14 protein-coding genes and 3 tRNA genes are annotated in these 18053 nt (G+C 63.1%); 4 read left to right on the top strand and 13 right to left on the bottom strand.

The annotated features are described in order from the left end of the window. The 4 genes from tuf to BLQ76_RS15010 form a co-directional block, all read right to left on the bottom strand. On the bottom strand, nt 1-1115 hold a 1115-nt coding region (tuf, locus tag BLQ76_RS15025; RefSeq protein ID WP_090674792.1), incomplete at its 3' end, for an elongation factor Tu. A 122-nt stretch (nt 1116-1237) separates the two neighbouring features. Then, a complete protein-coding gene (locus tag BLQ76_RS15020) occupies nt 1238-2374 on the bottom strand; it encodes a glycoside hydrolase family 5 protein (protein WP_090674789.1) in 1137 nt (378 codons plus the stop codon). Between the two features lie 241 nt (nt 2375-2615). Beyond that, a tRNA-Gly gene (locus tag BLQ76_RS15015) sits at nt 2616-2689 on the bottom strand. Between the two features lie 21 nt (nt 2690-2710). Continuing rightward, nucleotides 2711-2795, bottom strand: a tRNA-Tyr gene (locus tag BLQ76_RS15010). 175 nt (nt 2796-2970) lie between these two features. Here BLQ76_RS15010 and BLQ76_RS15005 point away from each other — a divergent pair. Further along, complete coding sequence (locus BLQ76_RS15005) at nt 2971-3822, top strand: TrmH family RNA methyltransferase (protein WP_090674786.1); 852 nt, start codon at nt 2971-2973, stop codon at nt 3820-3822. Here the strand turns inward: BLQ76_RS15005 and BLQ76_RS21760 are convergent. Further along, nucleotides 3812-3970: a hypothetical protein gene (locus tag BLQ76_RS21760; RefSeq protein ID WP_170842606.1), complete on the bottom strand. Its 159-nt coding sequence runs from the start codon at nt 3968-3970 to the stop codon at nt 3812-3814. The two genes, BLQ76_RS15005 and BLQ76_RS21760, sit on opposite strands and share 11 nt — an antisense overlap. A gap of 174 nt (nt 3971-4144) precedes the next feature. On the opposite strand from BLQ76_RS21760, the gene BLQ76_RS15000 reads away from it, so the two are divergent. Next, entirely contained in the window at nt 4145-4684 is a 540-nt protein-coding gene (locus BLQ76_RS15000; RefSeq protein ID WP_090674783.1) for a TRAP transporter small permease subunit, read from the top strand. A gap of 24 nt (nt 4685-4708) precedes the next feature. Next, the gene (locus BLQ76_RS14995) at nt 4709-6220 is read left to right on the top strand and encodes a TRAP transporter large permease (RefSeq protein WP_090674780.1); all 1512 of its coding nucleotides are present in this window, start codon (nt 4709-4711) and stop codon (nt 6218-6220) included. Between the two features lie 59 nt (nt 6221-6279). Here BLQ76_RS14995 and BLQ76_RS14990 read toward each other — a convergent pair whose 3' ends face one another. Continuing rightward, the gene (locus BLQ76_RS14990) at nt 6280-7380 is read right to left on the bottom strand and encodes a TRAP transporter substrate-binding protein (RefSeq protein ID WP_090674777.1); all 1101 of its coding nucleotides are present in this window, start codon (nt 7378-7380) and stop codon (nt 6280-6282) included. Nucleotides 7381-7498: 118 nt separating this feature from the next. Further along, the gene (locus tag BLQ76_RS14985) at nt 7499-8605 is read right to left on the bottom strand and encodes a TRAP transporter substrate-binding protein (protein WP_090674775.1); all 1107 of its coding nucleotides are present in this window, start codon (nt 8603-8605) and stop codon (nt 7499-7501) included. 143 nt (nt 8606-8748) lie between these two features. On the opposite strand from BLQ76_RS14985, the gene BLQ76_RS14980 reads away from it, so the two are divergent. After that, a tRNA-Thr gene (locus BLQ76_RS14980) sits at nt 8749-8823 on the top strand. Between the two features lie 285 nt (nt 8824-9108). On the opposite strand, the gene BLQ76_RS14975 is transcribed toward BLQ76_RS14980, so the two are convergent. The 6 genes from BLQ76_RS14975 to BLQ76_RS14950 form a co-directional block, all read right to left on the bottom strand. Further along, nucleotides 9109-12408 carry a beta strand repeat-containing protein gene (locus tag BLQ76_RS14975; RefSeq protein WP_139184020.1) on the bottom strand — a complete coding sequence of 1100 codons (3300 nt, stop codon included), beginning with the start codon at nt 12406-12408 and terminating at the stop codon, nt 9109-9111. Between the two features lie 212 nt (nt 12409-12620). Further along, entirely contained in the window at nt 12621-13535 is a 915-nt protein-coding gene (locus BLQ76_RS14970; protein ID WP_090674769.1) for a flagellin, read from the bottom strand. Nucleotides 13536-14084: 549 nt separating this feature from the next. Further along, entirely contained in the window at nt 14085-15122 is a 1038-nt protein-coding gene (locus BLQ76_RS14965) for a sulfate/molybdate ABC transporter ATP-binding protein (RefSeq protein ID WP_090674767.1), read from the bottom strand. 13 nt (nt 15123-15135) lie between these two features. Further along, complete coding sequence (cysW, locus tag BLQ76_RS14960; RefSeq protein WP_090674765.1) at nt 15136-16035, bottom strand: sulfate ABC transporter permease subunit CysW; 900 nt, start codon at nt 16033-16035, stop codon at nt 15136-15138. Beyond that, nucleotides 16025-16915 carry a sulfate ABC transporter permease subunit CysT gene (gene cysT / locus BLQ76_RS14955; protein ID WP_090674762.1) on the bottom strand — a complete coding sequence of 297 codons (891 nt, stop codon included), beginning with the start codon at nt 16913-16915 and terminating at the stop codon, nt 16025-16027. The genes cysW and cysT overlap by 11 nt, the downstream gene beginning before the upstream one ends. A 108-nt stretch (nt 16916-17023) precedes the next feature. After that, nucleotides 17024-18037 (bottom strand): sulfate ABC transporter substrate-binding protein, encoded by a 1014-nt coding sequence (locus tag BLQ76_RS14950; protein ID WP_090674759.1) that lies wholly within the window; start codon nt 18035-18037, stop codon nt 17024-17026. Nucleotides 18038-18053: the final 16 nt, after the last annotated feature.

The raw sequence follows: 18053 nt of genomic DNA, 5'->3' as shown, positions 1-18053 counted from the left end.
AAGCGCAGCTTTTCCTCCATCGCGATCGGAACGATCAGCTTGACGTCCATCGTCACGTTGTCGCCCGGCATCACCATCTCGGTGCCCTCGGGCAGCGTGACCACGCCCGTCACGTCCGTCGTGCGGAAGTAGAACTGCGGACGGTAGTTCGTGAAGAACGGCGTGTGGCGGCCGCCCTCCTCCTTGGTCAGGATGTAGGCCTCGGCCATGAAGCGCGTGTGCGGCTTCACCGAACCCGGCTTGCACAGAACCTGGCCGCGCTCCACGCCCTCGCGGTCCACGCCGCGAACGAGAGCCCCGATGTTGTCGCCCGCCTGGCCCTGGTCCAGCAGCTTGCGGAACATCTCGACGCCCGTCACCGTCGTCTTCTTCGAGTCGCGGATGCCCACGATCTCGACTTCCTCGCCGACCTTCACGATGCCGCGCTCCACGCGACCCGTCACCACCGTGCCGCGCCCCGAGATCGAGAACACGTCCTCGATCGGCATCAGGAACGGCTGGTCAACCGGACGCTCCGGCGTCGGGATGTAGGCGTCGACCTCCTTCATCAGCTGACGCACCGCGTCCTCGCCGATCTCCTTGTTCGAGTCCTCGAGCGCCGCCAGCGCCGAGCCCTTCACGATCGGAACGTCGTCGCCCGGGAACTCGTAGCTCGACAGAAGCTCGCGAACCTCGAGCTCCACCAGCTCCAGAAGCTCCGCGTCGTCGACCTGGTCCACCTTGTTCAGGAACACCACCAGCGCCGGAACGCCGACCTGGCGCGCCAGAAGGATGTGCTCGCGCGTCTGCGGCATCGGGCCGTCGGCTGCCGAGCACACCAGGATCGCGCCGTCCATCTGCGCCGCGCCCGTGATCATGTTCTTCACGTAGTCGGCGTGGCCGGGGCAGTCGACGTGCGCGTAGTGACGGTTCTCCGTCTCGTACTCCACGTGCGCCGTCGAGATCGTGATGCCGCGCGCCTTCTCCTCCGGCGCCGCGTCGATCTGGTCGTAGGCCCGGAACTCGCCAAAGTACTTCGTGATCGCCGCCGTCAGCGACGTCTTCCCATGGTCAACGTGACCAATCGTGCCGATGTTCACATGCGGCTTGTTACGCTCGAACTTGCTCTTGGCCATGTCGTTTCCTTGGGAGCTAGGCTGAACAGGGCCGCGACATAACGAGTGGCACAGCCAAAAACAAGCTTGCGACGACATCGTCCGTCGCAAGACGCCTTTCGCAACCGTCCCGCCGCGGTTTCCTACGGTCTCCTGTCGTCCCGTTGAGGAAGTTTGGAAAAGACCGTTGTCGCCTGCAGACGGTCGCTGCCGTCCGGCGCCCGCATGAGTTGGGTGATGTAGTTCGACCCGACCGGGAACGCTCCCCACGCATGGAACGGAATCTTCTCGGAGATCAGCGTATCCATGAATTGGTTCATGGTCGGCAACCAATCCGGCGTATTGGGCGCGCCGAACTCGCCGACGTGTCCCCTCCGTCCATGCTCGCGCAGCCATGTCGTGAAGTTGCCGAGAAACTTCAGGTCGTCCCCGAGATCGCCCCCTTCTCCCGCGAAGCTCCCGTCGCTGGAATTATAGGTTCCACGATGCTTGTTACCGGCATCGAAGTACTGATGCATGGAGATCACGAGTCGGTCAGCCGGATCGACGACCCTGTGGAGGTTCGGGTTTGTTGCAGCCCAGGTGAACGGGCTCGCATGCTGCCAACCTTCCACGAACACGAATGTCCGTTGATCGATCTCCCGGATCGCCTCGATTGCGCTTTGCGCCGCCTCGACCCATGCCGTTTCGGACGCAACGGTCTTCGCCGATGGCTCGTTCAGAAGATCGAAGCCCATGAGTGCATCGTGATGGTCGGACAACTCTCCTGCCAGCCTTCGCCACAGATCGGCCAGAGCTGAAGCAGGCAGCTCCGGTGTTCCGAGACGCTGCGGAGTTCCGTCCACGAGAATGGTCTCGTAGTTGTGCGGATCGAGCAGGAGCTTCTGCCGATTGCGTGCAGCATGAATCAAAGCTTCGCGCAAAGTCCCGAGGTAAGCACGGTCAAGCGGACCGAACATCTGCGGCTGAACGCGTTCCCACCGGAACGGCAGCCGTATCGATCTGATCCCGCGGCTCGCCAGGTAGTTGAGGCGATCCTGCGGAAGGAAATACTGGCGACCGGGGATACCCGGCAACGTGTCGGCCTTCGTTCCGTATTCGAGCCCGGCGATGCCGATACCAACCAGGAAGTCCCGCTGCAGGATCGCGAAATCCGCATCCGCGTCGCGAGAACTGGAAGCTGCAGGCGTCGCGTCCTGCGCGAGGCCCAAGGTGGTGGGTGCCCCACCTGCGGCAAGTCCGGTCAGCCCGGCCAGAAAACGTCGTCTGTCGAGACCCATCTGCTACCCGATCCGCCACTCAAACCACGCTGCTGCCACCGAACGTAAAACGGCGTGAGCGGATCCAATCTCTCGGTCTCGCATCGAACCGCGTTTTACGCATTGAGGATGCTTGCTCGGAAAAGGCGACGGGATCGCGACCGAGCCAACAAGTGCCCGCTGACAACCAGCGCAGACGGGTGCGTTCGACGTGGAAAGGGCCGACGAAAACGGGATCTCGGCTGGAGCGAACGCTTCCGGCTGGAGCGGGTAGCGGGAATCGAACCCGCGTATTCAGCTTGGAAGGCTGCTGCTCTACCATTGAGCTATACCCGCGCCGCGAGGCCCTGCCGGCAGTGGTGGAGGGAGTTGGATTTGAACCAACGTAGGCTAAGCCAACGGATTTACAGTCCGTCCCCTTTAACCACTCGGGCATCCCTCCGTACCTGCCGTAGGGCCGCTGACGCTTGTGGCGAAAGCGATAGGCCTTTCGGCCATTCGCTTCGTGCGGCGTTATGCAGAGGCAGGCCGGCCCTGTCAACACGAGTCGGTGCGATGTCCGGGCCCGTGTTCGCAGCTGCAGTTCCGGAACCGCTCACGATGGGATAGGAGGCATCATGAGCGACGACCGACCGACCCATACGCCCAAGGATTCCCACTACGCCCGGCTCCGCCGCGCCCATCGCGACGCGAAGGGAGACGGTGCTCCTCGCGCGGCGCGCGCAGACCGTGCGCCCCCCAAACCCGGACGTCCCGCGCCGGCCGACCGCGTCCGCCTGTACGGCCTTCACACGGTCGAGGCGGCGCTCGGAAACTCGAAGCGGACCTGTCACAAGCTATATGCCACCCGCAATGCACTCGCCCGTATGGATCTCGACGTCCAGCAGGTGCGGTGTCCGGTGGAGCTTGTCGAGCCTCGCTTCCTTGATACGGAACTCGGTAGCGAGGCGGTCCATCAAGGCGTGATGCTGGAGGCCTCGCCCCTTCCGTCCAGCGGTCTTGCCGCTATCGGCAATGCCCGCCTCGTCCTCGTCCTCGATCAGGTGACGGACCCGCACAATGTCGGCGCGATCCTGCGCTCCGCAGTCGCCTTCGGGGCCGGGGCCGTCGTGACCACCTCCCGGCACTCCCCTCAGGAGTCAGGCGTTCTCGCCAAGTCCGCGTCCGGTGCGATGGAGTACGTTCCCTATGTTCAGATCGGCAATTTGGCCGATGCACTGGATACGTTGACGAACTCAGGCTTCACGACCATCGGTCTGGACTCCGCCGGCGACGCGATTCTGGAGGAGACGTTCCGCGGAGATCGGATCGCGTTGGTATTGGGATCCGAGGGCAAAGGTCTGCGACAAAAGACCCGCGAGACGGTCCAGGCCCTGGCACGCTTGGAGGTACCGGGAGCGATCAGGTCGTTGAACGTGTCCAACGCCGCGGCCGTCGCACTCTATGCCGCTCGTCGCTTCATAGCGTGAGATCGCGACCGGCCGCGCGCAGAACCGCCGCCGCGTAGATTTCGGAAAGCGTCGGCTCGGGCACCGGCGATGACGGTCCGGGTTCGCCCGGCACCATGCGGTGGAGCAGCAGCAGCTCGAAGCGCAACTCGTTTGCCAGTTTCAGCACGGTTGCCGCTTGTTGCCGTCGAGCCCGTTCCCGCTTCACCGTCACGCTCGTCCGTAAGAAAACGCTGGTCATTCTTCCGTTAATTATCGTAGGGCCAACTCCTCGCTTTCGCCATGGCCCGTCCCGCTTTCGGACGCTCGGCGTATCGAATTGCATCGGACACTTGGAGGATCGGTGGCCTTTCTCCTTGCCTTCAGCCGCGCCGTCGACCGGCTCTCCGCCGGCTTTGCCGTACTGGCCGACTATCTCGTTCTGTTTGCGGTGTTGGTGAGTGCCGGAAACGCGATCGTCCGATACCTCTTCAACATGAGTTCCAACGGACTCCTCGAAGTCCAATGGTACATGTTCGCGGCGATCGTGCTTCTGGGCGCGTCCTATACTCTGCGCCTGAACGAACATGTGCGCGTCGATCTTCTCTACTCTGCGCTCACCCCACGCGGGCGCATACTGGTCGACATCTTCGGGTTCGTCGTCCTGTTCCTGCCGGTCATCGCCTACCTGCTGACGTTAACCTGGCCATTCTTCTGGCGGTCGTTCACGACCGGGGAAGTCTCGATGAATGCCGGGGGTCTGATCCTTTGGCCCGCCAAACTGACGCTCCCGCTAGGCTTCGGCCTCCTGTTCCTTCAGGGCGTCTCTGAACTCATCAAGCGTGTCGCCGCCCTGCGCGGCCTTCTCGAACTCGAGACGCGATACGAAAAGCCGGTGCAGTAAGCGCCGCTCCGGGGGAACCGCCGCATGTTCGAATACGGACCGATGCCGCCGCTGATGTTCGGCGGCATGATCTTGTTCCTGATCCTCGGGTTTCCCGTCGCCTTCTCGCTGGCGGCGGTGGGCATGCTGTTCGGCGTGCTCGGCATCCTGACCGAGCATTTCAGTCCGGCGCTCCTGAACGCTCTGCCGCTGCGCTTTTACGGCGTCATATCCAACGATCTCCTGCTCGCCATTCCCTTCTTCACCTTCATGGGAGCGATCCTCGAGCGGTGCGGTCTGGCTGAGGATCTCCTCGAAGGCTCCGGCCAGCTCTTCGGGCCGACGCCGGGCGGCTTGGCCTACGCGGTCATTCTCGTGGGCGCCGTCCTCGGCGCCATCACCGGCACGGTCGCGGCTTCGGTGATCGCCATGGGCGTCGTGTCGCTACCCGTGATGATGCGCTACGGCTACGACATGCGGCTGGCGACCGGCGTGATCGCTGCGTCGGGCACGATCACGCAGGTCATTCCGCCGTCGCTGGTCCTGATCATCCTCGCCGATCAGCTCGGGCGTTCGGTCGGCGACATGTATGCGGGTGCGATCGGCCCCTCGCTCCTTCAGATCGCGCTGTTCCTGCTGTTCATCTTCGTCGTTTCGAAGCTGCAGCCGCACAAGATGCCGCCGCTGCCGCCCGAAGCCCGAACCAAGTCGGACCGCGCTCTCCTCTGGCAGGTCGCCAAGGGAATGATCCCCTCGCTGGCGCTGATCTTTCTGGTGCTCGGCACGATGTTCCTCGGGTTGGCGACACCGACCGAGGCGGGCGCCATGGGCTCGGTCGGGGCCATCCTTCTCGCCGCTGCGCATCGTCGCCTCTCATGGCAGCTGACGCGTGAGGCCATGGCGATGACGATGCGCCTGACCTCCATGGTGGTCTTCATCCTGATCGGCTCGACCGTGTTCAGTCTCGTCTTCCAGGGAATGGATGGCGGTCACTGGATCGAGTACCTGCTGTCGCACATTCCCGGCGGCGTGGTCGGCTTCCTGATCTTCGTCAACATCTTCATCTTCTTCGTGGCATTCTTTCTCGATTTCTTCGAGATCGCGTTCATCATCGTGCCGTTGCTGGCACCGGCCGCAGATGCTCTCGGCATCGACCTCGTCTGGTTCGGCGTCCTGCTTTGCGTGAACATGCAGACGTCGTTCATGCATCCGCCCTTCGGCTTCGCACTGTTCTATCTTCGCGGCATCGCGCCGCCCTCGATCAAGAGCTCCGACATCTACCTCGGCGCGGTTCCGTGGCTCGGGCTCCAGCTGGTTCTCGTTGTGATCCTGATCGTTTGGCCGCAGTCGGTGACCTACTTCCTGAAGAAGGAAGCGGTGATCGATCCGGCTTCGATCCAGATCAACATCCCGATGCCGGGTGCGACGGGCACGGCCCCAGCCCCCTTCGGCGCACCCGCAGCGCCGACGTTCGGAACGCCAGCCGCTCCAAGCTTCGGGTCTCCCGCACCGGCCGCGCCCTCGTTCGGCGCTCCTCCCGCCCCGAGCTTCAACTAGAAAAAAAAGGGCCGGTCCGCGAAGGACCGGCCCTTTCAGTAATCCGTCGAGGCGGCGAGCTACTTGCCGGCCGCCTGCTGCGTGTAGCCGTACGTGTCGTAGGAGTACTCGGCGACACGGAACCACTCGTAGCTCTGCGAGCGGAACTGTTTCCAGGGCTCGTAAACGGCCTTCCACTTGGGGTTGGATCCCGCCAGGTCGTTGTAGAGCTTCATGGCGGAGTCGTAGGAGGCATCGAGAATGTCGCGCGGCAGCGGACGAAGCTGCACGCCCTTGCCGACCAGCGACCGGATCGCGCTCATGTTCTTCACGTCGTAGAGCGCGAGCATATTGACGTTGGCCGCCTTCGCAGCCGTATCCAGCGCAACCTTGTATTCGGCGGGCAAGGCCTCGTAGCGCTCCTTGTTAAACAGGAAATGGACCGTCAGTCCGCCTTCCCAGAAGGCTGGGTAATAGTAGAACGGCGCAACCTGATAGAAGCCGAGCTTCTCGTCGTCGTAGGGGCCGATCCATTCCGTTGCGTCGATCGTGCCGCGCTCCAGCGCGGGGTAGATATCGCCGCCCGCCAGCTGCTGCGGTACGACGCCAAGCGGCTCCAGGACCCGGCCAGCCAAGCCTGCGATACGCATCTTGAGCCCCCGGAGATCGGCGACCGAGTTGATCTCCTTGCGAAACCAGCCGCCCATCTGAACGCCGGTGTTACCGCCCGGAAGCGCCTTGACGTTGTAGTCGGCCAGGAACGTATCGAACAGCTCGTTGCCGCCACCGTGGTAGAGCCAGGCGTTCTGCTGACGGGCATTCAGGCCGAACGGAATGGTTGCGCCGATCGCGAAGGTCGGGTCCTTGCCGACATAGTAATAGCAGGCCGTATGGGCTGCCTCGACGGTCCCGTCCTGCACCGCATCGAGCGCCTGGAGACCCGGCACCAGTTCCCCGGCCGGAAAAACATCGATCGTGAAACGGCCACCCGTCATCTCGCTGATGGCCTTCGCCATGACCTCGGCGCCGCCGAAGATCGTGTCGAGCGTGTTCGGGAAACTCGATGTCAGCCGCCAGCGGACCTCTGGCGCAGCTTGTGCGAGCGCCGGCTTGGCCAGCGCGGCACCTGCGGCGCCGAACGCAGCGGTGCCGGTAATGAACTTACGTCGATCCACTGTCATGTCCTCCCATCCCCGACACATCCGGGGCGGGAGGCATGTGAGCGAAGCCGGTCAACCAGTGCAAGCGGCTCCCCAATCCTGCTGAGATCGGGGATGCCTCACGATTGCGTGAATGCGCCTACTTGCCCGACGCCTGCTGCGAGTACGCGAACGTATCGTTGGTGTATTCCGCGACGCGGAACCATTCGTAGATCTCGCCCCGGAACTGGTTCCACGGATCGTAGATCGCTTTCCACTTCGCATTCGAAGCCGACAGATCGGCGTAGATCTTTCGCGACGAGTCGTACGCCGCCGAAAGAACGTCCTGAGGCAGCGGTCGCAGCTTCACGCCCTTGCCGACCAGCGAGCGGATCGCCCGGCTGTTCTTGACATCGTAGTCGGCGAGCATCCGCGTGTTGCACAGCGCCGACGCCGTCCGGACCGCCGCCTGGTAGCTCGGCGGCAGGGTTTCCATCTGGGCCTTGTTGAAGACAAAGTGAACCGTCGGTCCCGCTTCCCAGAAGGCCGGATAATAGTAGTACGGCGCAACTTGGTAGAAGCCGAGCTTCTCGTCATCGTAGGGGCCGACGAACTCGGTCGCGTCCAGCGTGCCGCGCTCCAAGGCCGGGTACACGTCGCCGCCCGCCAGCTGCTGGCCGATCACGCCAAGCGGCGCCAACACCTGACCGGCGATGCCTGCGATGCGCATCTTGAGGCCCTGCAGGTCGGCGACCGAGTTGATCTCCTTGCGAAACCAACCCCCCATTTGCGTGCCGGTATTGCCCGCAGGAAAAGCGGTCACGCCATAGTCGGACAGGAACGCATCGATCGCCTCGTTGCCGCCGCCGTTGTACAGCCAGGCGTTCTGTTGACGCGCGTTGAGGCCGAAGGGGATCGACGAACCGATCGCAAAGGTCGGGTCCTTGCCGACGTAGTAGTAGAGAACCGTGTGTGCCGCTTCGACGGTTCCGTCCTGAACCGCATCAAACGCCTGCAGTCCTGGAACGAGTTCGCCGGCCGGAAAGACGTCGATCGTGAAGCGGCCATCGGTCAGATCCGAGATGGTCTGCGAGAACAGCTTCGAGGATCCGAACAGGGTGTCGAGCGTATTCGGAAAGCTCGACGTCATGCGCCAACGGAGCGTCGGCGCGGACTGAGCCAGCGCCGGCGCAGCGAGGGTGAGGCTGCTCGCAACCGCACTTCCCGAGACCGCGCCCGCGCGCGTGATGAATTGACGCCGATCCATGCCCGAAACCCTCCCGTACTGATGGTTACTCGGTATGCCTCGATTGCGTCGCCGCTCACAAGGGCCAACACGCTCCCCGGCCCGATCTTCCGTCGATTTGCGGCTGGCAACGTCGGGCTGCCGTGCTAAACACCACCCGCAGTGCCGGTTTAGCTCAGCGGTAGAGCAGCGGTTTTGTAAACCGAAGGTCGGGGGTTCAATCCCCTCAACCGGCACCAGAACGTTCCGTCTCAACAGTGCAATTTTGCTCGGCAGCACGATCCTACGTTTGCGCTGTATGGCGTCCGCGCTGCCGCGAAGCTTCCTAGGTTGTCGTTGCGCGGTGCTGGGCGATCGAGGCCGGCGACACGGGATGCGAGATTCTCAGGATGCTGCAAGCCGCGACATGCTGGGCTACTCGCTCTCTATCGCGATACGAGCGCTGTTTTCTCTTAGCGAGTGACGCGTGTTAGCCCGCGGCGTCGCGGCGATCATCGGTTCCCGATCCGAAAGAACGGCGCGCGCTATCCGAGCGGAGTGAGCAGGTTCAGGACATTCTTCCGGGATTCCGAGATGATCGAGAGCGACTGCCGCGCGAGTGCGATGCGTGCCTCGAGCGCTTCCTTCCGAGCCGTTTCCTTGTCCAGGTCGGTTTTGACCGAGCCGTTCATGCGGCCAATCTCGATCGTGCTGAGGCGAGCCGTATGGGCGCTCTGGATATCGAGCTGACGCGCAACCATCGACAGATGGCTGCCGGCCGATGCCACGGCGGCCGATATGGCGTCGAGATTGCGGATATAGCCGTCGATCAGGGCGGCACGTTCCCTGTCGGTCATGCGGGCTGTCGAGGATGCGGCGAGATCGAGGTTTTGCAGCGTCGTCGAAGACGACGATCCCGTTCCCGCAGCCGTCGAGACCACGTTGGCGAGATCGACTGAGCCCGAACCGGCTGCGCTTTTTCGCAGTTCGATGCGGTTGCCGACGGCCGCTACGTCGAGGCCCGAGACCCGCGCATCGTCCAGCGCCTTCCGGACCACGAGGGCCAGTTCGCTGGCGCTCGCGATCGTACCGGGCGTAGCAGCGCGACCCGGTACGGCGTTCAAGGCCGCCTCCACTGTCGACTGCAGGATTGTGATCCGCGTCGTCCCCTGGCCGTCCACCGTCACGTCAAAGCCGATCGACGCGCCGGCGTCGATCGTCACAGGACCTGCGAAGTCGGTTCCGGTGCGCAGCGTCGCCGTGCGGGCGGTCGAGGCAACGGTCTGGACGTTGCTGAGCGCGAGGCTCCCGGCGCCGGCATCGCGACTGAAGACTAGCCGGTTACCGGAGGTGCCGACCGAGACGTTGTTGATCCCGTCGCGCACCAGGATCGACCGGACGACCGTTGCCAATTCGTTCACGGTCTCGATCCGGCCCGTGCCGCCGGCACGTCCCGCAATGCTGGCGAGCGCGGCCTCGACGTCGTTTCGCGTGATGCGGATCGATTGCGTTGCATTACCGTCACGAGCAAGATCGAAACGGATTTCGGCGTTGTCCTGAAGTATGATCGGACTGGTGAAGTCCGTGCCTGTGGTCGCCGTCGCACTCAGAGCGGTTGAGCTGCCGACCACATCCGACAAACCGAGAGACAGCCTGCCTGCCTCATCCGCAGTGAACACGAGCCGGTTGCCACTTGTCGTCACCGTAGCACCGCGCAGGCCCTGCCGCTCCAGGGCTGCTTGCGTCACGAGCGCGAGATCGCCAATCGTGGCGATCGTTCCGCTTCCGCGTACGTAGCCGGACCGACCCGCCAGCGCAGCCTCCACGTCATCGTGGATGATCGAAACATCGATGAGGTTGCCGTTGGCAGTGAAGGTCGAATCGATCCGAGCATTGCGCGCCACGGTTATGGCGCCGTTGAAATCCGATCCCGTCGTGATGGTCGCTCGTGTCGCGGCAGCGCCGTTGCCCGTGGCGTTCGACACGCTGATGGTGTCGCCCGTCGCAGCCGTCTTGGTCAGAGTGAATTTGAGCTTGTCGTTCACAACCGTGACGCTGACACCCGACACGCCGGCGTCCGACAGCGCTCTTTGGGCGACCAATGCCAGCTGCGCACTGGTATTGATCTGGCCGCTTCCGCGCGAATAGCCGGCGACCGTACCATTCAACGCCCGATCGACCGTATCCGCGGTCATGGTGATCGTCCGCGCGGAAATGCCCGTCCCGCTGATGTCGAAGGTCAGGCTGGCCCCGGCCTCGATCGTGATTGCGCTTCCGAACGCGGTGCCCGCGGTCGTGCTGGCCTGCGTCTCGCTGGAGGCCACCCGCCCGTTTGCGGATCCGACAGTGAAGCCGAGGGTACCACCAGTTGTTGTCGTCAGATTTCCATCATACGGTGTGATCGCATGAACGCGAATTCGAGTGCTTTGCGACTTACTGTAGAATACGATCTCGCCGCCTCTCAGTTCTGCAGCAAGCGTATTAGAAAAGCCGTTCGCACCATTAATAGCGTTCACCAAGCTTTGCGCATCCGTCACATTCTGCAGATTGACGGTCACTTTCTTCTCTGTGTTGTCACCGTCGAGGTAGACGATGAAGTCTAACCGGTCCCCTTTCTCCATCCTTGAGAAATCTGGCGTTCCAACTGTCGTGTAATAAAGAGTTTGGTTTCCAAACTGGCCAGTCGTGCTGGCAAATGAAGAGCTCGAACGCAAGCCGAGATTAGACGTCGTGATGTCGTCGCCGTCTTGGAGTCTTATGTTGCTCAGCCTGATCGACTGGTTCGATCCGGATGCAGCAGTTGCCAGGGTGATCTGTCCGTTGGCACCAACGGTCGCTGTGACGTCGCTGCCAAATGCAGTCTGGATGACGGTACGAAGCGCGGCTTGCAACGTGGCATTGTCTTTCACGTCGCGTTGAAGGATCGTCAGAGTCCGGGTGGTCGACGTTCCGTTGATCGGCGCCGTCACATCGAAGCTCAACCGGTCGCCAAGCGAAGTCTTCGATAGATCGAGGGTGCCGACGTTCGCGACGGCCCGCCCATCCGTAGCGGCTACCCCCGCAACCGTCGCAGCAGTGCCCGAGAGCCCGGCAGCCGACGGTGCCGCAACGGCGTCCTTTCCGTCCACTGACGTTGCCGTTCCCGACAGGCCTGCGGTCCCGGGCGCGCTGGCATTGGCGGCCTCGCCCGCGGTCGTCATCGCCGTTCCCGACAAACCTTCCGTACCCGGCGTCGTGGAGTTCGCCCCGGTGATCTGCGACGCCACGCCTTCCAGACCGAGCGTGCTCGGTCCGCCGACCGAGATGCCAGACAGATCAAAAGAGCGCTGGAGAATGCCGCTGGCGCCAAACGGATCGATCAGACGCGTGCGGGCCAGGTCGACGCCGATCGCGTAGGTCTGGCCTTGTTCATCCGTCGGGGCCGCATCGAAGCTGGCGGATGCACCGGTCGCCAGCACATTCAAGCCGACGAACGCTGCGCCCGATACGGTTGACCGCAAGGTGTTGCCGAGTGCCGTGTACTGGGACTGCAACGCACGCAGATCGGCGCCGGAGTTCTTCGCGCTCACAAGAAGCGACCGCATGCTCGTGAGAATACCGCCGATATTGGTGGCGGCGCTCGACGCTGCGGCAACCGTTGCGATGCCGTTTTCGAGGCTTCCCTGCGTGTATGAGAGAGCGGTCGTGGTGCGCGTGAGCGATCGCGACCGCGTCAGAGCGTTGGTTGTGTCAGCACGGTCCGCAACGTTCAGTCCGCTTGTCACGCGTCGCGCGACCAACTGGCGGTCGCCTTCGACTGCGGCCATGCGACGGAGCGCGATCAACTGGCTCGTCAGCGAAACCATAAGCGGAACCCCCGGAAACCGCAGACCAGACCAGCCGGCCGAGTGAAACATCGTGAATGAAAATGACCGTGCCGGGACACCCCAAGCCCTGGCACGGGGCCTTGTACCGGCGACCGAACACCGACATGGCGATCAGCCGATGCCGCCTTGAGCGGCTGGGGTACTGGAGGGGTCGCGGCAACCGGCCGTCCCCGCAGGGGAAACCGCAGCGCCTACTGGAAGAGGCGCAAGATGTTGGCGCGCGCGGAGTTCGCGATCTGCAGCGCCGTGGTGGCCAGTTGCTGCTGAACCTGCAGGGCGGACAGGCGAGCCGACTCCTCGTCGAGGTCGGCATCCACCATGGAACTCAAAGCCCCTTCCTGAATGTCCGCGATCTTCGTCATGAAATCAGCCTGGGTCTCAAGCCGTTTGCTGTAGGCGGCAACACGGGCAGACACGCCATCGATCTTGGTAATGACGGTGTTGAGATCCGTCATCATGGCAGCCAATGTACCGACATTGCCGGTCCCGGCTGTGCTGACGTCGAAGGTGAACAACGCCGATTTGGTAAGCGCGCTCGTCGTGTCCGTGTCCCAGGTCAGGCCTGGGCCGTTGAGGATACCGTTGTCGACGCTTGATGCGTCCTTCGTGATCAGACCAAGATCAGTCGCGTCCAGCGTCATCGTCACGGCCGCGCCGTCCGTGTTCTTACCGATGATCACGGCAGACGGTGCGGTCCCGGTCAAAAGATTCGCCCCATCGAGAGATGCCGATGCGACGAGTGACTTGAGTTGGTCGATGTAGGCCGACATGTCCTTCTGCAGGATAGCCTTCTTTGCCGTGTCAGCGCTTCCAGCCGCTTCCACAACGCCCTTCATCTGGCCCAACACCTTGCGGATTGCGTCGACTGCCGCACCAGTCTTGTCGGCTTGGACCTGAGCAACCTTGATGGCGTCCTGTTGCGCCTTGATCGACGAGATATCGGATCGCAGGGCTTCCGAGGCCTTCCAAAGATAAGCGTTGTCCTTCGCACTATTGATCTTGAGACCCGTCGCGATGCGCGTCTGAGTCTCGGACATCGCCTGTGCCGTCGCCTGCAGCGAGCGGAGTGCCGATGCATTCGAAGCGCTGTAGTTGACGCTGACCATTTTCGCTCCCCGCTGTAGCAGATGTATCCATCTCTGCTGATGGGGCGGTTATTCAGCCTCACGCTTGAATTCTGTACTGACCGAATGACTCAAAATAGACGGAAACAGCCAATCGATCTATGGATGCATTACAAATCTTCTCCAGTATTTGACCCATCTATCTCAAATGCGTCGCTCATTTTCGAAGAAATGACTCCATTTTTTGAACTGATAGCCGAAAATTCAACCTCAGGGCGATATATTCATACCGACATTCACGGACGGAGCGTAATATTCTCTGTCTCGCTTACGAAAATCAGATCCGATCAGCGGATGTTGGCCGGATAGTCTACTGACCAGCCCGTTCCTACTTTACGAGCCGTCACATGAGACCGACTGAATGACCGATGGGTCAGGATTCCGGCACGACGTCAACTCCGGCAGAGAGAAACAGCGGTATCCGTTCTTCGGTAGCCACAGGGACGGCGACGCGCAACGACGTTCAGCCGGCCGGAAGCGAGCGCGGCTGGGAACAGGTCACCCATGGACGAACCGCCGAAGCGGATGCGTTCAAACGTCCGGCGCGAAGAGCTTCCATGAGCGTGGGCGCAGGTTCAGGACGTGGCCTTGCTCGCCGGACACGCTCGGCGACAGTTCCACTTCGATGCGTCCCTCGCCGCCGTCCAGATCGAGTTCGGCGATGCGGCTTCCGTGAGATCGGCGCGAAAGCGCTATCGTGCCTCGAACACCGGGTGCCTCTGCCGGGACCACATCGAGATCGTGCGGTCGCACGAAGAGCGTCCAACGACCATCCCGCTCGTCCGTCTGCCCGATGACCGAACCCCGGTACCCGATCTCGCCGCCCCGAACCTCGACCGGGAGCCGGTTGGATTGGCCGATGAACGAATAGACGAAGGGGCTTTCCGGCCGGTCGTAGATGTCGTCGGCACTGCCGACCTGTTCGATGCGCCCCTGGCTCATGACCACGACCCGATCGGCAAGCTCCACGGCCTCTTCCTGGTCGTGCGTCACGAAAACCGTCGTGTGCCCGGTGCGGTCGTGGAGCTCGCGCAACCAGCGGCGCAGGTCCTTTCGCACCTTGGCATCAAGGGCGCCGAAGGGTTCGTCGAGAAGGAGGACGCGCGGTTCGATCGCAAGAGCGCGCGCCAGGGCAACACGTTGCCGCTGGCCGCCGGAAAGCTGGGCCGGATAGCGGTTGGCGAGACCGGGGAGCTGTACGAGGTCGAGGAGTTCCTCGGCCCGGCGCCGGATCTCCGCCTTCGGCGGGCGGGTGTCGCCCTTCCGCACGCGTAGACCGAACCCGATGTTGTCGGCCACCGTCATGTGCCGGAACAGGGCATAGTGCTGGAACACGAAGCCGACGTTGCGCTCCTGGACGCTGCGGACGGAGGCGTCCTCCTCGCCGAACAGGATCTGTCCGCCGCTTGGAAATTCGAGGCCGGCAATGAGCCGCAGCAGCGTCGTCTTTCCCGAGCCCGATGGCCCAAGAAGCGCGATTAGTTCGCCCGAACGGATGTCCAGCGACACATCGTGCAACGCCGCGAAGCCATCGAACTCCTTGCGGATGTTGCGAACGCGAATGTCCATCGGAGCTGTTTCCTTAGTGTCCGCCGCGCGTCGCCTTGATCTCGCCGGCGTAGCGCCATTCGAGGAAGGTCTTCAGGCAAAGCGTGAGGAGAGCGAGGAGCGCAAGAAGGGTCGCCACCGCGAAGGCGGCGGAGAAGGCGTACTCGTTGTAGAGGATCTCGACTTGCAACGGCATCGTGTTGGTTTCGCCACGGATCTTGCCGGAAATCACCGCGACGGCGCCGAACTCGCCCATGGCGCGCGCGTTGCAGAGAAGCACGCCGTAGAGGAGTGCCCACTTCACGTTCGGCAACGTCACCAGGAAGAAGGTACGCCAGCCGTCGGCGCCGAGTGAGATCGCCGCCTCCTCGTCGCCGGTCCCCTGCTCCTGCATCAGCGGAATTAGCTCGCGCGCCACGAAGGGGAGCGTCACGAAAGTCGTGGCGAGAACCATGCCGGGCACCGCGAAGACGACCTTCAGGCCGATGGCCTGCGCAACCGGCGAAAGATACCCCTGAGCGCCAAAGAGCAGCACGAAAACCATGCCGGCGATGACGGGCGAGACCGAGAAAGGCAGATCGATCAGCGTGACCAGAAACGCCTTGCCGCGAAACTCGAACTTCGCGATCGCCCAGGCCGCGGCCACGCCGAAGACGAGATTGAGCGGGACGGCGAAGGCCGCGACCGTCAGCGTCAGCCGTACGGCCGCCTGAGTGTCCGGCTCGCGCAAAGCCTCGACATAGGTCGAGATGCCGTTGCGCAACGCCTCGGTAAAGACGGCGGCGAGCGGCAGGAAGAGCACCAGCAGAAGAAAGACAAGCGCGATAGCGATCAGGACGGCTCGCACGAACGGCCCTTCGCTCGTGACCTCGCGTCGAACGACGCGCGGTTTCACGTCCGCCTTCGCTTGGGTGAAAGCGGCGTCAAGCGCCATGTCCGGTCCTCCGGCGGCTCCAGGCCTGAACAAGATTGATCACAAGAAGCAGGGTGAACGAGATCAGGAGCATCATCATGGCGACCGCGGTCGCCCCGCCGTAGTTGAACTCCTCCAACCGGATCACGATCAGCAGAGGTGCGATCTCCGACACGAAGGGAATGTTGCCGGCGATGAAGATGACCGACCCGTATTCGCCGACCGAGCGGGCCAGTGCCAGTGCGAAGCCCGTGGTCAGCGCCGGGAGAACGGCTGGCAAAACCACCTGGAACACCGTCTGGAAGCGGTTCGCGCCGAGCGTCGCGGCGGCCTGCTCGATCTCGGGATCGATCTCCTCCAGCACCGGCTGGACGGTGCGCACCACGAAGGGCAACGAAACGAAGACGAGCGCGATCACGATGCCGATCGGCGTATAGGCGATCCGCAAGCCGCGCTCTCCGAAGAACGGCCCGAAGACGCCGCTCGGCGCAAAGAGTTGGCCGACCCAGCCGTTCGGTGCGTAGAGCGTCGTCAGCGCGATGCCGGCCACGGCGGTCGGAAGAGCGAACGGCAGGTCGATCGCGGCATCGACGAAGCGCCGGCCCGGGAAGCGATAGCGCACCAGAACCCAGGCGATCAGCAGACCGAACACGGCATTGACGCAGGCTGCCAGGAACGCGGTGCCGAAGGACAGTCGAAGCGCCGAAAGGACACGGCGGTCCGTCACGAGCGCCCAAAGCTCTTCGCGACCTATTCCAGCCGCGTTCAGCGCGAGAGCGCCGAGTGGCACGAGGACGAATACGCCGAGGTAGACAAGCGTGAAGCCGAGCGACAGGCCGAAGCCGGGCATGACGCTCGGTCGGCGAAACAGGATGCGCGGCCTCGCGGCGCTGACAGCCATTCGATGATCCCGTCTGTACGAATGGCCCGCGTCGAGCGCGAGCCACCAGGAAGCTAGCGCGCCGACACCGAAGCGTCGACGCGCGCACCGACAGTCTCCGCTACCCGCTCAGTTCGCCGGACGGTAGATTTCGTCGAAGATGCCGCCGTCGGCAAAGTGTTCAGGCTGGACCTTTGCCCACCCGCCGAACTGCGGATCGTCAATCGAGACTAGGTCGAGCTTGGGGAAGCGCTGCAGAAGCGTCGGGTCCGTCACGGATGCCGCATCGGCCGGTCGATAATAGTGCTTGGCCGCGATCGTCTGACCTTCGGGCGAGTAGAGGTACTGGAGGTAGGCAGTCGCGACCTCACGGGTCCCCTTGGCGTCGACATTGCCATCGACGAGGGCGACCGGCGGCTCGGCGAGAACTGAGAGCGAGGGTACCACGATCTCGAACTGGTCGGGCCCAAGTTCCTCGAGCGCCAGAAAAGCCTCGTTCTCCCAAGCCAGCAGCACGTCGCCGATGCCACGCTGGACGAAGGTCGTCGTGGAGCCCCGCGCGCCCGTATCCAGCACCGGCACGTGACTGTAGATTTGACGGACGAAGTCCTTGGTTCGAGCCTGGTCACCACCGAACTCTTTGTTGGCCCAAGCCCAGGCCGCGAGATAGTTCCAGCGCGCACCGCCCGAGGTCTTCGGGTTCGGTGTGATGACCTCGATCCCGTCTTTCACGAGGTCGCCCCAGTCCTTGATCGCCTTCGGGTTGTCCTTGCGGACGAGGAAGACGATGGTCGACGTATACGGTGCGGAGTTATGGGGAAGGCGTCCGCGCCAGTCCGCCGGAATCTTCCCCGTGCCCTTGGCGATCGCGTTGATGTCGGCCTCGAGGGCGAGTGTGACGACGTCGGCGTCGAGACCGTCGATGACCGTTCGCGCCTGAGCACCGGATCCACCGTGCGACATGCGCACGCTGACCGCGTCATGTCCTTCGGCTTGCCAGTGTTTGTCGAATGCCTGGTTGAAGTCGCGATACAGTTCCCGCGTCGGGTCGTAGGACACGTTGAGGAGCGTCTGCGCCGAGAGGGAACCGGCGGTTGCCAAAAAGGCTGCCAGACCGACCGCAAGGGTTGCGAACCTGCGCATGAAACATCTCCTAACC

This window comes from Aureimonas jatrophae, assembly GCF_900104035.1.
GTDB classification, from domain to species: domain Bacteria; phylum Pseudomonadota; class Alphaproteobacteria; order Rhizobiales; family Rhizobiaceae; genus Aureimonas; species Aureimonas jatrophae.
Note: the sequence above shows the minus strand (reverse complement) of the source record. Positions and strands in the feature narration are given on the sequence as shown.

What these genes read in the sequence shown, in the direction of transcription:
- cysW (WP_090674765.1), bottom strand. Translation starts at nt 16,035, where the DNA reads ATGGCGCTTGACGCCGCTTTCACCCAAGCGAAGGCGGACGTGAAACCG.
- BLQ76_RS15005 (WP_090674786.1), top strand. Translation starts at nt 2,971, where the DNA reads ATGAGCGACGACCGACCGACCCATACGCCCAAGGATTCCCACTACGCC.
- BLQ76_RS14965 (WP_090674767.1), bottom strand. Translation starts at nt 15,122, where the DNA reads ATGGACATTCGCGTTCGCAACATCCGCAAGGAGTTCGATGGCTTCGCG.
- BLQ76_RS14990 (WP_090674777.1), bottom strand. Translation starts at nt 7,380, where the DNA reads ATGACAGTGGATCGACGTAAGTTCATTACCGGCACCGCTGCGTTCGGC.
- BLQ76_RS14950 (WP_090674759.1), bottom strand. Translation starts at nt 18,037, where the DNA reads ATGCGCAGGTTCGCAACCCTTGCGGTCGGTCTGGCAGCCTTTTTGGCA.
- BLQ76_RS14970 (WP_090674769.1), bottom strand. Translation starts at nt 13,535, where the DNA reads ATGGTCAGCGTCAACTACAGCGCTTCGAATGCATCGGCACTCCGCTCG.
- BLQ76_RS14995 (WP_090674780.1), top strand. Translation starts at nt 4,709, where the DNA reads ATGTTCGAATACGGACCGATGCCGCCGCTGATGTTCGGCGGCATGATC.
- cysT (WP_090674762.1), bottom strand. Translation starts at nt 16,915, where the DNA reads ATGGCTGTCAGCGCCGCGAGGCCGCGCATCCTGTTTCGCCGACCGAGC.
- BLQ76_RS14975 (WP_139184020.1), bottom strand. Translation starts at nt 12,408, where the DNA reads ATGGTTTCGCTGACGAGCCAGTTGATCGCGCTCCGTCGCATGGCCGCA.
- BLQ76_RS15020 (WP_090674789.1), bottom strand. Translation starts at nt 2,374, where the DNA reads ATGGGTCTCGACAGACGACGTTTTCTGGCCGGGCTGACCGGACTTGCC.
- BLQ76_RS14985 (WP_090674775.1), bottom strand. Translation starts at nt 8,605, where the DNA reads ATGGATCGGCGTCAATTCATCACGCGCGCGGGCGCGGTCTCGGGAAGT.